Genomic DNA, 14,444 nt, shown 5'->3' on the forward strand with positions numbered 1-14,444 from the left:
TTCGCGGCCCTACGCTCGGAATTCCTCCGGCCCGCCCGCGAAGGACCGCTCGCCCCGGTGCAGGACGTAGACCAGGTCCGCCATCGCCAGGGCCTGCTCGGTGTACTGGTCGGCGAGCACGACGGTGGTGCCCGACGATGCGACCGTCGCAAGCCAGCCGAACAGGTCCGCGGCGACCTTCGGGGATAGTCCGAGCGACAGCTCGTCGACCATCAGGACCGAGGGGCGGGCCAGCAGGGCGCGGGCGAGTGCCAGCATTCGCCGCTCACCGCCCGACATCGATCCGGCCCGCTGCGTCAGCCGCTCCCGCAGCCGGGGGAACGACTCCAGCGCGGGGGTGATGTCGGGGTGCCCGCTGGCCTCCGCGATGATCTGCAGATTGTCCCGGACCGACAGGGTGGCGAAGACGGCCCGTTCGTCCGGCACGAGCATCAGTCCTCGGCGGGCCCGGTCGACGGTGGACACCTTGGTGATGTCCTCGCCGCGCCAGGTCAGACTGCCCGAACGCAGTGGGATCAGCCCGGCCAGCACCCGTAGGGTGGTGCTCTTGCCCGCGCCGTTGACCCCGAGCAGGGCGGTGACCTTGCCGGGGGGGATGGCAAGGTCCAGACCGTGCAGGACCTCCACGGTCCCGTAGCCGGCCCGTGCCCCGGTCAGTTCGAGTTCGGCCGTCGCCGTGGTCACCGTGCCTCCTGCGGCTGCTTCAGGACCGTTTCATCGTGGCGATGGGCAGCCTGGGCCAGGTACACCGACCGCACGGTCGGGTCGTCGCGGACGTGCCCGGGATCGCCGGACGCGACGACCCGACCGCCGACCATGGCGTACACCTGGTCGGCGACGGAGAAGACCAGGTCGACGTCGTGGTCGACGATCAGGATGCCGACCCCGTCGTCGGCGGTCCGGCGCAGCAGCTGCGAGAACCTGGCGGTCTCGTCGTTGTCCAGACCGCTGGCGGGCTCGTCGAGCAGCAGGATGTCCGGCTGGGCGCACAGCGCCCGCGCGAACTCGACCAGCCGCAGGGCACCGGTGGGCAGCGTGCCGGCGATGGTGTCCCGCAGGTCGGACAGGCCGAGGGAGCCGAGGGTTTCCTCGACGAGGCGGCTGACGTGTCCTCGGCCCTTGGACGCCAGGCCCAGCAGGCCGCCGGCATAGTCCCGGTGCCGGTTTTCCGCGCCGACAAGCAGGTTGTCCGCGACCGTGAGGGTGGGGAAGAGCGAGGGAACCTGGAAGGTCTGCACCAGACCACGCCGGGACCGGATGTCCGGCCGCATTTTTGTGATGTCGCTCTTGTCGAGCAGGACCTTGCCCTCGTCGGGCTGCTCGACCCCGGTCAGCAGGCTGAACAGCGTCGACTTCCCGGCACCGTTCGGGCCGATGAGGCCGGTGATCACGCCCTGGGGGGCGACAAGGTCGACGTGGTCGACCGCGGTCAGACCGCCGTAGCGGCGGACCAGGCCAACGGCCTGTAGCACGTGCCGACTCATACCCGACCTCCGTCCCGCAGGGAGGTCGCCGCCGCGGGTCCCGAACCCCCCTGCTCGTGGCCCACGTGACCTGGTGAGGTGGGGTAGACGTCGGCGGGCAGGCCACCGCGCTCGCCGCGGGGCGCGGGGGGCAGCAGCGGTGCGCCGCTCGACCGGGCCGCATACTCCTGCACCAGGGTCAGCAGGCTGGCCCCGAACGGGGTCGGCCGCGGCGAGCCCGGTGGCAGCACGGGCGAGGAGCGGCCCGGAGGCCAGCTCGCGGATGGCCCGGGCTGGGCGGCCCCCAGAGGCGCGCCGATCCCGCCGATCCCGGAGATCCCGGTGACGCCGGTGATGCCAGTGGTCGCTGGCAGGTATCCGACGGCGGAGATGCGCACCGGCACCGGACGCGGTGCCCGATGGTTGGGATCGACGAAGCCGTCCGCGAGGTGGAGGGCGAGCAGCCGCAGCAGACCCCGGACGGCCGAGGCCAGGCCGCCGGGCATCCAGCCGAGGGCGAGGGCGAGGATGCCGATGGCGAGGATCGAGGATCCGGCCGGCGCCAGTACGTCGATCGTGACGATGAACGCCGCGGCGACGATCGCGCCGGCCGCGCTGTCGGCGCCGAAGACGACCACGGCGGTGAACCACAGCAGGCTCTGCAACGGTGCGAAGTCGTCGGCGGAGAACGAGTAGCTGCTGTGCACCAGCAGCGCACCACCCAGCCCGGCGACGACGGAGGAGACGGTGAAGGCCAGCAGCTTGAGGTTGCGGACGTCAACCCCGACCGCCGCCGCACCCTCCGCATGGTCACGCACGGCGAGCAGCGCCCGACCGAGCCGACCGCGATGCAGATTACCCACGAAGAACAGGCCGAGGCCCAGGCAGACCAGTTCAAGGACGTAGAACGCCTCGTCGGGCAGCTCCCAGCCGAAGAACGTCAGCGGGTCGAGGTAGAGGCCGGTCGCGAAGGTGGGCTGTTCGAAGACGAAACGGCTGACCACGGCGCCGACCGCGAAGGTGGTCAGCGCCAGGGTGAGGCCGCGGCGGCGGATCGCTGGGTAGCCGGTGATCAGACCGATCGGGGCGACGAGCAGGGCGCCGATGAACATCGACGCGACGCCCGGCAGCTTCGGCAGTCCGAACAGGTCACCGTTGGCGAGCTTGAGTGACAGCAGCGCCCCGAGGCCCGCGTAGCCGGCCGAGCCCAGGGAGAGCTGGCCGCTGTAGCCGGTGACGATGACCACCGACAGGAAGATGAGGGCGAGCGCCGGGACCATGAACGCCGAACGCAGATCGGACGGGGCGAAGGTGAGCGGTGCGAGCAGCAGCGCGGCACCGCCGAGCTTGCCCAGGAAGTCGCGGCGGGCCTTGGTCTGGCTGGCCGGGCCCGACGGCGGTGCGCCGCGGCTGGAGAAGCTGGCGGTGGTCCCGGAGTCGCCGGTGCCGAGCTCGCGCAGCTTCGGCACCGCGAGCAGCAGGACCAGCAGGGCGACGATGAACAGGTTCGACTGCAGGACGGTGAGGATCTGGCCCGCGTTACCGTCGAGGGTGAACTGCTTGAGTTCGCTCTGCAGGACGGCGATGCCCAGGGCCGTGAGGACGGCCACCGGCATGCTCGACAGCCGGGCCGCCACCACCACCGCAAAGGTCTCCAGCACCAGCAGGGTCAGCCCGTACGGGGTGAGTTGAAAGCGGGGGGCGAGCAGGATGCCGGTGAGGCCGGCGAGCGTCGTCCCCGCCGCCCAGCCAGCCGCGGCGACCTGGTCCGCGGGAACACCGGACAGCTCGGCGAGCTGCCGGTCGTCGACGACCGCGCGGATCTGGCGGCCAAACACCGTGCGGGTGGCGATGACGCCGATGACCGCGCAGAACACCACGACCATCGCGAGCTCGGCCAGCGCGTCGACACCGATCCGGGTGTCACCGAACAGCTTCACCGACGAGTTCGGGAAGATGCTTGGTGCGTCACTACGCGAGCCCAGACCCCAGATGCCCGCCGTCATCCCGAGGGTGAGGACCAGCACACCGAGGCTGGCGACCAGGGATTCGGCCGCCGATGCGCGGCGACGGGCCAGCGGCCGGAAGACCAACCGCTCCAGCAGCAGGCCGATCCCGGGGGACACCACGGCGAGCGCGATGATGGCGGCCAGCCAGATCGGCAGCCCCCACACGACCACCATCTCGCGGAAGACGTACGCCACCAGCGTGGCGATGCCGCCCTGGGCCAGGTTGAGGACCCCGTTGGTGCGGTAGGTGACCAGCAGGCCGATACCGGACAGGGCGGCGATCGCCCCGAGGGAGATCCCCGCCAGTCCCAGGTCGATGCTGGTCACCGGGCACTCCCTGGGAGCCGGTCGTCGCCGTCCGCCGGGTCACATGTGATCACGGAACTGCTCGCCTTCCGCACCGTGGCATCGTTGGAAACGCAGGCTCTGTCAGGCGTGCTGGCCGGGTGTGGTGGCATTCGCGGCGGGTGCCTGGCCGCCCCCGGGGTCCGTCACAGCGAAGCGCGAGTTCTGCTGGTGCGTGGCCGTTGTCTGCTGGTACGAGCCGGTCTGCTGGTACGAGCCCTGGGGGCGGGTGGCCGGCTGACCGGCCTCGGGTGCGGCACCCGCGCCCGCCGCCGCGATGATCAGCGAGTGTAGGTCGTCGACCTGGCCGGCGGTGTGGGCCTGGGCGGCCTGAGCGGCGTCGAAGCGGTCGGCCACCAGCAGCGCACTTCCCACCAGAATGAGTGCTAGGCCCCCAAAACCGCCGGAAACCACGTAGGGTAGTTGGAAAGCGACGTCCGTCTCCTTGGAGACACCCAGGTAGCAGCCGAGCAGAAGTACGCCGCCGGCGGCCATCACCACCCATCCGCGCAGCGCGCGGACCACGTCGACCACCAGGCGCGATGTGGGCCGCGGGTTATCGGTCCCAGCGGTCTGCTCGTCCACTTTCGTCTCCCCCAAGGAGCATGTCGTCGTCGGTCATGCGGCGCGGTCGTGCGGGCGGCGCGGTCGTGCGGCGGAGCCTCCGCGTGGAGCCCGCCCCCGAGATGATCCGGGTCACGACAGGCGTCAGATTAGTGTGCGGAGATGAACAGGTGCTCCGTCGGGTGGCCCACGGCTGTTCCCGGCGAGCTCCGGCGGCACGGGAAGCTCCGTCGCATTAGGTATACGAGGATAAGCCGGCCGATGGAAGGCCTTGCGAAGTATGCCCGTCTGCAACCAGTCTGCTACTCTATGTCGGCTGGCGGCTGGCGGCTGGCGGCTGGCGGCTGGCGGCTGGCTGTCGGGCCAGGGGGAAGGGCCGGGAGGGATGCCAGCCGCAGCCTGCCGCACCGCGGGCCGATGCCTGCCGCATCGCGGGCCACCGCGGGGCCACCGCGGGGCCTCAGGTGATGCTCGGAGCGATCCGCTGGCGTGGCGGCAGGGCGGTGGCCCCGGCCGGTGCCGGCCCCCGGCCCCAGCGCCACGCGTCGGCGACGATGCGGTCGATGCTCGACGCCGGAGAGCTCCAGCCGAGATCGGCGCGGATCCGGGTGCTGTCACCGATCAGCGTCCTCGGTTCGGAGACCGGCGGACAGTGGACGCGGCGGACCGGGCGCCCGGCGACCCGGCCGACCGCGGCGAGCACGTCGGTGACACTCACCCCGACGCCGCTGCCCACGTTGAACACCGCGCAGTGCCCGGGGCGCGCGGCGACCAGCGCCGTCAGGTAGGCCGTCGCCATGTCCACGACGTGGACGTACTCCCGCAGCGCGAGGCCGTCCCCGTTGACCCGGAACACGTCCCGGCACCCGCTCGCCACGGCGATCGCCGCCGGGATGATCCGGCTGCCGTCGCGGTCGATGTGTCCCGCGACGGCACCCGCGACGTTGAAGGAACGTAGGATCACCGCGCCGAGCAGCCCGGTGCCGGCCTGGTGGGACAGCAGCCGCTCGGCGGCGAACTTGGAGGTTCCGTAGGGGTTCGCCGGGTCGGGTGGGCAGGTCTCCGGGATCCGGGCGAGGTCGACGTTGCCGTAGACCGCGCAGGTGGATCCGAAGACGAACGCGGGTGCGACCCCGGTGTGTTCGGCGCCCTCCTCCAGGGCGGCCAGCAGGTTGATGGTGCCGGTCAGGTTTGTCTGGAAGTAGCGCACGGGATCCAGCCGCGACTCCCGCACCCGGGTCAGGGCCGCGAGATGGCACACCCCCTCGAATCCCCGGCTGACCCCCGCCGCGGCCAGCTGGCGGGGATCGAGCAGGTCCGCGGCCACCACCTCGACATCGGGGGCGAACCGCGGCGTGGTCATCGGCTCGCGGACCATCGCCGTAACCTGGTGTCCGGCGGTGGCGAGCATGTCCGTGACCACTCCGCCGATGAAGCCGGCCGCGCCGGTGACAAGGACGCGCATGTCCGGGATCAGGATGCGGCCCGCATGCGCATCCCGAGGAGGGTCTCCCGGTGGCGCCAGGCGAGTTCCAGGCAGGCGGCGGCCGACGGGGCGATGGGCTCGGTGTCGACGAGACGGCGCAGCGCCGAGTGGGTGAACGGGATGCCCTCGGTCACCGACCGGTTCGGACCCGCGGTGACGACCGATCCCTCGGCATTGGTCTGGACCATGCTGCCGAAAAGCCGGTCGAAGGCGTCGGCGTCCACCACGACGACGGTGAGGATCTCGCCGAACAGAGTGAGCGCGTCCAGCCCGATCCCGAAGTACGACACCCGCATGGCGCCGGACCGACGCGCCTGCTCGAACGAACGGAACGGCTCGTCGGTGTCATAGTCGATCGGGCTGGACGAGCTGCCGTCGTGCTCCGGGTTGCCCAGCAGCTCCTCGCTCAGCTCACGCATGATGTTGCGCCACAGGTCGAAGTCGGCCTCATGGTGGAACGGGGTGATGCCCGACGGCTGGAAGACCCCGGCCGGGATGACGTGGTACACCCCGCCCGCGGTCGCGACCGAGCCCGCGCTGCGCCGGTGCAGGAAGAAGCTCGCCTGGCCGCCGCGATCGTGGCGGATCGTGAGCGTGTTGATGGACGGCAGGGCCGCCCGCCGGGTGAAGTCGAACGGATCTCCGATGCGCGCCCGGAAGGGCAGCGCGGGCCAGGACAGTCCGCTGCCGGCCATCGCGGCCGCCGTCTCGTGTGCGACGGTCTCGCAGACGTCGACGGCGTCGAAGTACGTCGTGTGGGCGAAGCTCAGCGACGGATGGTTGTCCGTTGACGGTCCCGCGGTCCCGTCACCGCCGATATCGAGCAGGCGAAAACTGAGCCGGTTCTCGAACAGGGTCGGCCGGTCGAGGTCCCGCATCGCCCGCGTGTAGCGCTGGTAGCGGTTCTGCTGACCGCCTCCACCGAGCAGGGGCCGGCTACCGGCCGTCTCGGGTTCGTCTCCCCTGATCGTGGGGGCCTCGGCGCTATCGTGCCACCCAAGGGTGACATCGTCGATGTCCACCGGGGTGTCCCACACCCAGCCGGGTCGGGCCAGTAGCCCGCTGCCGAGTCGGTCGGTTTCCGGGTAGAGCCGCACCGCCGCGCGGGCGAGGCTGATCCGATGGTGGTTGAGGTGATCGCGGGTGAGCCGCCACGCGCGTTGGCTCGCGGCGGCCTGCTCGGCCGCCGGACTGCGCGGCGCTGTCTCCCGGCGACGGTCCGTCATCGATCCCGGGGCCAGGCCGACGTCCTCGGGGGACAGCGCCAGATTGCGGGCGATGTGACGGAGCGTCGAGATGTCGTGGATAGCCCGCCGGCCGCTCTCCACCTTGGATACGTAGGACTGGTCGAAGCCCAGACGGTCGGCGAGCTGCTGCTGCGTGAGGCCGTGGGCCTGCCGGTACGCGCGTAGGAGTTGGCCCACACCAACGCTGGTGGGAGTAGAACGCGGCGGCGTCCATAGCCAAGTGTGACCGGTCACCCGCAACCCTCTCGTCCGACAATCGTGTTACGCGAAGTGAGCATAACGAGCCGGGCATCTAGGGGTGCAGTGACATAATTCGAACATCTCGTGTGGGTGTAATTTTGCGGCTTCCAGCAACATCCTCGGTGCCATGTGTTATGCGAGGGCGTTCCCGTCGAATGTATGTTCATTGGTTGGGAAGTCCGTCCGCGAGGTCGAGGACGATCACAATGATGATCAGGAGGAGTATCCAGCGGAAGAAGCCGATACGGCTCCAGACCTCGCGCGCGATGCCCCGGCCCGCCCGGCCGCCGAGCACCAGCAGTGCGAACAGCGCCCCGCCGACCGTGACGAGGAAGATCCCGGCATTGCTGTGGTCCACGGTCAAGACGATCGCACGCCGACCCCGGGGATCCCCGGGGATCCCCGGAGAGTGTTTCTGTTCGGGTCGCGACCGAAGGTGACCGACCGTTCTCGCGGTTATCCTCCCCGTGTTCGCCGTCGGGCCGGTCGGGGTTGCGCTGATCGGCCTGGTGCCGATCGTCCTAGCGCTGATCGGCCTAGCGCTGATCAACGTGGTCACGTCGAGGCTCTCTCATGTGCTACTGAAGGTCGATGGAACGTGTAGTGCATGCCGTGTTGGAATCGACGTTCACCCACTGTAAGATCAACGCACCCCGACGGGATGAACTCACTCCCTTTCCTCGCCCGCCAAATCGCCGGTCGGCGCGCATCGGAGCCTGCTCGTCCCTACCGTGTTCCGGATGTCGACGGCACTCCTGACCGATCACTATGAGTTGACCATGTTGCGCGCGGCGCTCCGGTCCGGCGCGGCGGATCGCCGTGTGGTCTTCGAAGTCTTCACCCGATCGTTGCCGCCGGGTCGCCGTTTTGGTGTGTTCGCCGGCACCGGTCGGCTGCTCGATGCGCTGGCGGACTTCCGGTTCGGGCCGCCCGAGCTAGCTGCTCTGCGGGCCGCCGATGTCATCGACGAGGCCACGGCACAGTGGCTGGCGGACTACCACTTCGGCGGCGACATCCATGGCTTCGCCGAGGGCGAGCCGTTCTTCGCCGAGACGCCCGTGCTCGCCGTCGAGGGCACCTTCGCTGAGACCGTGCTGCTCGAGACACTCGTGCTCGCCATCCTCAACCACGACAGCGCGATCGCGGCCGCTGGGGCCCGGATGGTTGGGGCGGCCGGGGACCGGCCCTGTCTCGAGATGGGATCTCGGCGCACCCATGAGGCCGCCGCCGTGGCCGCCGCCCGCGCGGCCTACCTCGTGGGTTTCGCGGCCACGTCGAACCTGGAGGCTGCCCGGACGTACGAGGTCCCCAGCGTCGGTACCAGCGCGCACGCCTTCACACTCGTTCATCCAAGCGAGGCCGAGGCGTTCGCCGCGCAGGTCGCAGCCCTCGGTGTCGGCACGACGCTGCTCGTCGACACGTACGACGTCCCTGCGGGGGTCGCAGCCGCCGTCGCGACGGCGGGCACCGAGCTTGGGGCCGTCCGGATCGACAGCGGGGACCTGGGTCGGGTCGCCGGCGCCGTCCGCGCGCAGCTTGACGGCCTCGGCGCGACCAGAACACGGATCATCGCGACCGGGGATCTGGACGAGCACGCCATAGCCCGGTTGGGCGACGCCCCAGTAGACGGCTACGGTGTCGGCACCAGCCTAGTCACCGGTGCGGGGGCGCCCACCGCGGGGTTCGTCTACAAGCTGGTCGAGGTCGACGGCGAACCCGTGGCGAAGAGGTCGGTCGGCAAGAGCACCCGTGGGGGGCGCAAGCGGGTCGTCCGCCGCCATGACCTCAACGGCCGGGCCGTCGCTGATGTCATCTTTCCGAGCCCGCCGGGCTCGCCGTCGGCCCCGGACCGCTTGTCCGGTCCGTCCGGCCCGGGGGTGGATCCCGCTGGCTCCGGCGACGCGCTCCCCGCGTCGCCGCGACCGCCCGACCCGGCCCGGGACCGGGACCTGTTGCGTCCGCTGGTGAAGGCCGGTGAGCCGGTCGGTGGCCTGACCGGGCCGGCCGGCACCCGGCGCGCCCGCGAGCACCATCGTCTGGCCCTCGCGGCCCTTCCCCCCACCGCTCGGGAGGTGGGCTACGGCCCGCCGTGCCTGCCCGTCGTCCACGCGGAGGGCCGTCCCTGAACCGTCCCGGGCCTCCCTGAGCCGTCCCGGGCCGTCGGGCGGCGTCGCCCACTGAGGTGCCGTTTCCGGCGGGAGGCCGAGGAGGGGCCCGTGTGTGCCGGCGCGGGGATGGCCAGACTGGAGGGGTGGCGCCCGCCTCTCCACCGAACCGGATCCGCGGTCCGTTGGACGGCGAGGGCGGGCGGCATGACGGTGACGCTGTCATGCCGCCCGCCCTCGCCGTCAGCGTGGACGTGGTTCTGCTGACCCTGCGCGCCGGTCGGCTCTGTGTCCTGGTCATCCGCCGGGACGATCCCCCGTTCGGCGGATGCTGGGCGCTGCCCGGTGGTTTCGTCGACCGCGACGAGGATCTCGACGCCTCGGCCCTGCGGCAGCTCGCGGCCGAGACGGGCGTCACGACGACCGGTCACCTCGAGCAGTTGCGGACCTACGGCGGCGCGCACCGCGACCCGCGTGTCCGGGTGGTCAGCGTGGCCTACCTGGCCCTGCTGCCGAATCTCCCGCAGCCGCAGCCACAGCCCGGCCGGGATGGACCGCGGGCCCGCTGGTGGCCGGTGGAGGACCTGGACTCGACCGACGGCCCGACGCTGGCCTTCGACCATCCGCGGATCGTGGGGGACGGCGTGGAGCGGGCCCGGGCCAAGTTGGAGTACACCCCGCTGGCCGCCGCCTTCTGCGAGGAGCAGTTCACCCTGGCCGACTTGCGCCGCGTCTACGAGGCCGCGTGGGGCGTCGCGTTGGATCCGCCGAACTTCCGCCGCAAGGTGCTGTCCACGCCGGGATTCGTCGTACCGCTGGGCCAGCGCACCTCCCCGCGCGGTGGCGGTCGGCCCGCCGAGCTGTATCGGCGTGGCTCGGCGGTCGCGCTGCACCCGCCGCTGCTGCGCCGGTCGGTCTGAGGAGATTCCTCCAGACCGGCCGCGCAGTTGTCGCCTGCCGCGGCCGACGGGTCCGGGTCGGCCGCGGCCAGCCACTCGACGATGCCCGCGACGGCGTCCCGACAGGTGCCGCATCCGGTCGTCGCCCGGGTACCGGTGACGATCGCCGGCAGGTCACGTGCCCCGTCCAACCAGCAGCGGGTGATCCCGCCCTTGGTCACGTTGTTGCACCGGCAGATGGTGACCCGGTCGGGCAGGGTCGCCGGACTGTCGGTGACGGTGACCTCGGTCCGGGTCGGGAACAGCAGGCTGCGCCGGTCGGCCGGCACCGGAGCCTGCCGGTCGAACAGCTGCGTCACGGTCCCCACCGTCGGGTTGTCACCGAGCATGATCGCGCCCACCAGTCGGTCCCCGCGGATCACCAGCTTCTTGAAGGTGCCCCGGGTGACATCGACGAACTGCAGCACCTCGGCGTCCTCGTCGAACTCGTCCACGTCGACCTCGCCCATGGTGGCGAGATCCACTCCCGACGCCTTGAGCCTGGTCACGGGTCGGGCGCCGCTGTAGCGCGCGGCGGGGTCGGCGGCGGTGACAACGTCGGCCACCACCCGGACCTGGTCCCACGCCGGCGCCACCAGCCCCTGCACCGTCCCGTCGTGCTGCGCGCAGTCACCGACCGCGAACACGGCCGGATCGGCGGGGGAGCGCATCTGATCGTCCACCACGATCCCGGCTTCGACCGGCAGGCCGGCCGCCGCGGCGAGGTCGGTCACCGCCACGACGCCGGTCGAGACCACCAGCAGATCGGCGTCGAGCACCTCGTCGCCGGCCAGCTCCACGCCGGCGAGCCGCTCGTCGCCATGGATCCGGACGACCCTGGCCTCGAGCCGGGACCGCACCCCGAGCCCGGCCAGCGTCCGGACCAGCACCTGTCCGGCCCGCCGGTCGAGCTGGCGGTTCATCAGGTGACCCGCAGCGTGCAGGACCGTCGTGTCCAGACCGCGGCGGACCAGGCCGCGGGCCGCCTCCAGGCCGAGTAGGCCGCCGCCGAGTACCACCGCGCGGGTGGCCCGTTCGGACTGGGTGAGGATGTGCCGGCAGTCGTCGAGGGTGCGGAACGCCGCCACTCCGGGTAGCAGCGTCCCATCCGGTCGGGTCAGTCCCTCGATTGGTGGCAGCCACGCCCGGCTCCCGGTGGCGAGGATGAGTACGTCGTAGGCGACGACGCTGCCGTCGTCGGCCGTGACGGTGCGACGCGTACGGTCGATGTGGTGCGCCACCACGCCGGCCCGGACGTCGACCAGGGCGCGCGGGGGCGTGCCGTCACCGCTGTCGCCGGACGCCGCATGGTCGACCAGGGTGATGTCGGCCAGATCCGCCTTTCCTGCCAGGACGTTCGACAGCAGGATGCGGTTGTAGGCGGGATGCGGCTCCTCCCCGAACACGGTGATGATCAGGTTGGGATCTCGGGAACGAAGCTCGCTGATCATCCGGGAGCCCGCCATCCCATGCCCCACGATGACTACGCGGCGCGGCCCGGAGGCCCCTGTGGAGTCCGACGCGGGCGCGGCGTCGTGCATCATGGTTCGGGGTCTTGCGGTCATCACCCTTGGTGCCTTCCGCTCGGTTGGCTGCGGCCCGTCAACATGGCTCGGACGGGTTCGGCAGCCCCGACCGTCGCGGTGGGGACGGACCCGGTGGCATGCCGATCGTCGTCCGGGTTGTCGTCCGGGTCGTCGATCGGCTCGACCGCGACCGCGCACACCTTGAACTCGGGCATCCGGGACGTCGGGTCGAGCGCGTCGTTGGTCAGGGAGTTCGCCCGTCCGGCCCCGGCCCAGTGGAAGGGCAGGAAGACGGTGTCGAATCGGAGGGTGTCGGTCAGCCTCGCCGGCACCTCGCAGGTGCCTCGTCGGCTCGTGACCCGCACCGGCGCCCCCTCAGCGATCCCGAGCCGTTCGGCGAGGTCGGGATGGATCTCGACGAAGGGTTCCGGCGCGGCGTCAACGAGGGGTCCGATCCGGCGGGTCTGCGCACCGCTCTGGTAATGAGCCAGCACCCGCCCGGTGGTCAGGTAGTAGGGGTACTCGGGGTCGATGTCCTCCGCCACCGGACGGTGCTCGACCGGCACGAGCCGGGCCCGTCCGTCCGGGGTGGCGAAGCGATCCAGGAACATCCGGGGGGTGCCCGGGTGCGTCTCGTCCGGGCAGGGCCAGAACACCCCGTCCGATGCGGTGATCCGCTCGTAGCTGATGCCCGCGTAGTCGGCGATCCCTCCGGCGCTGGCCCGGCGCAGCTCGTCGAAGACCGCCCGTGGTTCGCCGGGAAAGCGCTCGGCGTGGCCGAGTCGGGCGGCGAGCGCCGCGATGATCTCCAGGTCGGTGCGTACCCCGGCCGGAGGAGGCCGCAGCCGTTCCCGCCGCAGTACCCGACCCTCCAGGTTGGTCATCGTCCCCTCCTCCTCCGCCCACTGGGCGGTCGGCAGGACGATGTCGGCCATGGCCGCCGTCTCGCTGAGCACGAAGTCGGCGACGACGAGCAGGTCCAAGGCGGCCAGCCGCGAGGTGATCCGACCGGCCCGGGGGGCGGAGACGGCGATGTTGCTGCCGAGGATGAGGAGCGCCCTCGGGCCCTGCGGCGTGCCGAGCGCGTCCAGCATCTCGTAGGCGCTGCGGCCCGGACCGGGGATGGTCGTCGGGTCGACGCCCCAGATCCGACCGATGTGCTCCCGGGCCACCGGATCGATGATCTTGCGATAGCCGGGAAGCTGGTCGGCCTTCTGCCCGTGTTCCCGGCCGCCCTGCCCGTTGCCCTGGCCGGTGAGACAGCCGTAGCCCGACCCGGGGGTGCCGGGCAGCCCCAGTACGAGGGCGAGGTTGATGAGCGCCGTGACGGTGTCGGTGCCCTTGCTGTGTTGTTCGGCACCGCGGGCGCTGAGCACCATCGCCCGTTCGGCCTGGGCGAGCAGGTCCACGGCGGCGTACTGGTCTGCCACCGGCACTCCGGTGATGCGCTCCACCCGTTCGGGCCAGTAGGAGGCGAGTACTGCTCGCAGCTCGGCGAGGCCCGTCGTCCGAGCGGCGAGGAAGTCGCGGTTGGCGTACCCCTCCGTTAGGGCGATGTAGGCCAGCCCGTTGGCCAGGGCCAGGTCAGTTCCCGGGGTGATCTGCAGATGTAGGGCCGCGGCGCGGGCGGTGGCCGTCAGCCGCGGGTCGACGACCACGAGCGCCCCGCCGTTCTCCCGCTGGCGGGTCAGATACTGCATGAACGGGGGCATGGTCTCGGCCGCGTTGCTGCCGACCATGATGACGGCCCCGGCGTGCGCGATGTCCTCCAGTGGGAAGGGCAGGCCCCGGTCCAGCCCGAACGAGCGGATGCCCGCGGCGGCCGCCGACGACATGCAGAACCGGCCGTTGTAGTCGATCGCGGAGCTGCGCAGCGCCACCCGAGCGAACTTGCCTAGGGCGTAGGCCTTCTCGTTGGTCAACCCGCCGCCGCCGAAGACGCCGACCGCGTCCGGGCCGTGTTCGCGCTGGAGGCGGATGATCCCCTCGGTGATGCGGTCGAGTGCCCGTTCCCAGCTCACCGGCTCGAGGGGGGCGTCGCGTCGCGGCCGCATCAGCGGGGTGGTGAGCCGGTCCGCGGCGGTCAGCAGCTCGGCGGAGGTCCACCCCTTCTGGCACATCCGGCCCCGGTTGGTGGGGAACTCGCGGGCGAGCACGGTAACCGGCCCCGGAGACCTTCCACCTGCGGGTTCCGGGCCGTCGTCTTTTCCGGTGCCTTCCTTGGCGGCGCTCTCCGGGGTGGCGCGCAGCATCATTCCGCACTGCAGGGCGCAGTACGGGCAGTGTGTCGCAGCCTCGGCAAGGGGCGCGGCCGGCACCGGCATGGTCGTGGTCACGCACCGAGCGTGCGGCGAGGGGGTGTCTCGGCCGGGTCGGAGCCGTTTCGCGGCGGCAAAGTGGTTCTCATCCTGGCCGGCCCCCCGATGTGCGGCCCCCCGATGTGCGGCTGCGGCCCCGACGATGCCACCCTGCGGCGCTCGGTCGTCTCCCGGCGTTGGGCCGCCTGCTGAGAGGTGATTGC

The 14,444-nt window shown here is 71.4% G+C and carries 10 protein-coding genes and 1 pseudogene; 2 read left to right on the forward strand and 9 right to left on the reverse strand.

Annotation, left to right across the window (positions count from 1 at the left end; genetic code table 11):
• Nucleotides 1–9: 9 nt before the first annotated feature.
• The 7 genes from FRANCCI3_RS04280 to FRANCCI3_RS04310 form a co-directional block, all read right to left on the reverse strand.
• The gene (locus FRANCCI3_RS04280) at nt 10–684 is read right to left on the reverse strand and encodes an ABC transporter ATP-binding protein (protein WP_011435306.1); all 675 of its coding nucleotides are present in this window, start codon (nt 682–684) and stop codon (nt 10–12) included.
• Nucleotides 681–1,484, reverse strand: a complete 804-nt coding sequence (locus tag FRANCCI3_RS04285) for an ABC transporter ATP-binding protein (protein WP_011435307.1) — start codon at nt 1,482–1,484, stop codon at nt 681–683. Before FRANCCI3_RS04285 ends, FRANCCI3_RS04280 begins: the two co-directional genes overlap by 4 nt.
• Complete coding sequence (locus FRANCCI3_RS04290) at nt 1,481–3,799, reverse strand: ABC transporter permease (RefSeq protein ID WP_011435308.1); 2,319 nt, start codon at nt 3,797–3,799, stop codon at nt 1,481–1,483. Before FRANCCI3_RS04290 ends, FRANCCI3_RS04285 begins: the two co-directional genes overlap by 4 nt.
• A gap of 102 nt (nt 3,800–3,901) precedes the next feature.
• Nucleotides 3,902–4,402, reverse strand: coding sequence for a hypothetical protein (locus tag FRANCCI3_RS04295; protein ID WP_011435309.1), 501 nt, complete (start codon nt 4,400–4,402; stop codon nt 3,902–3,904).
• A gap of 439 nt (nt 4,403–4,841) precedes the next feature.
• Nucleotides 4,842–5,846 (reverse strand): NAD-dependent epimerase/dehydratase family protein, encoded by a 1,005-nt coding sequence (locus FRANCCI3_RS04300; RefSeq protein WP_011435310.1) that lies wholly within the window; start codon nt 5,844–5,846, stop codon nt 4,842–4,844.
• Nucleotides 5,847–5,854: 8 nt separating this feature from the next.
• Nucleotides 5,855–7,348: a helix-turn-helix domain-containing protein gene (locus tag FRANCCI3_RS04305; RefSeq protein WP_011435311.1), complete on the reverse strand. Its 1,494-nt coding sequence runs from the start codon at nt 7,346–7,348 to the stop codon at nt 5,855–5,857.
• 169 nt (nt 7,349–7,517) lie between these two features.
• Nucleotides 7,518–7,712 carry a hypothetical protein gene (locus FRANCCI3_RS04310; protein ID WP_035732600.1) on the reverse strand — a complete coding sequence of 65 codons (195 nt, stop codon included), beginning with the start codon at nt 7,710–7,712 and terminating at the stop codon, nt 7,518–7,520.
• A gap of 382 nt (nt 7,713–8,094) precedes the next feature.
• On the opposite strand from FRANCCI3_RS04310, the gene FRANCCI3_RS04315 reads away from it, so the two are divergent.
• Together FRANCCI3_RS04315 and FRANCCI3_RS04320 are read left to right on the forward strand one after the other, a co-directional pair.
• Nucleotides 8,095–9,480: a nicotinate phosphoribosyltransferase gene (locus tag FRANCCI3_RS04315; RefSeq protein ID WP_011435313.1), complete on the forward strand. Its 1,386-nt coding sequence runs from the start codon at nt 8,095–8,097 to the stop codon at nt 9,478–9,480.
• Between the two features lie 203 nt (nt 9,481–9,683).
• Entirely contained in the window at nt 9,684–10,379 is a 696-nt protein-coding gene (locus tag FRANCCI3_RS04320) for an NUDIX hydrolase (protein WP_011435314.1), read from the forward strand.
• 86 nt (nt 10,380–10,465) lie between these two features.
• Here FRANCCI3_RS04320 and FRANCCI3_RS04325 read toward each other — a convergent pair.
• Nucleotides 10,466–11,962, reverse strand: a pseudogene (locus FRANCCI3_RS04325) (FAD-dependent oxidoreductase); the annotation flags it as partial.
• On the reverse strand, nt 11,962–14,247 hold the full coding sequence (locus tag FRANCCI3_RS04330) for a molybdopterin oxidoreductase family protein (RefSeq protein WP_011435316.1): 2,286 nt from the start codon (nt 14,245–14,247) through the stop codon (nt 11,962–11,964). The gene FRANCCI3_RS04330 and the pseudogene FRANCCI3_RS04325, both read right to left, overlap by 1 nt.
• Nucleotides 14,248–14,444 lie beyond the last annotated feature (197 nt).

Source organism: Frankia casuarinae (assembly GCF_000013345.1).
Taxonomy (GTDB): Bacteria; Actinomycetota; Actinomycetes; order Frankiales; family Frankiaceae; genus Frankia; species Frankia casuarinae.

Coding starts and splice junctions, on each gene's coding strand:
- FRANCCI3_RS04285 (WP_011435307.1), bottom strand. CDS start 1,484: ATGAGTCGGCACGTGCTACAGGCCGTTGGCCTGGTCCGCCGCTACGGC.
- FRANCCI3_RS04300 (WP_011435310.1), bottom strand. CDS start 5,846: ATGCGCGTCCTTGTCACCGGCGCGGCCGGCTTCATCGGCGGAGTGGTC.
- FRANCCI3_RS04315 (WP_011435313.1), top strand. CDS start 8,095: ATGTCGACGGCACTCCTGACCGATCACTATGAGTTGACCATGTTGCGC.
- FRANCCI3_RS04320 (WP_011435314.1), top strand. CDS start 9,684: ATGCCGCCCGCCCTCGCCGTCAGCGTGGACGTGGTTCTGCTGACCCTG.
- FRANCCI3_RS04330 (WP_011435316.1), bottom strand. CDS start 14,247: ATGCCGGTGCCGGCCGCGCCCCTTGCCGAGGCTGCGACACACTGCCCG.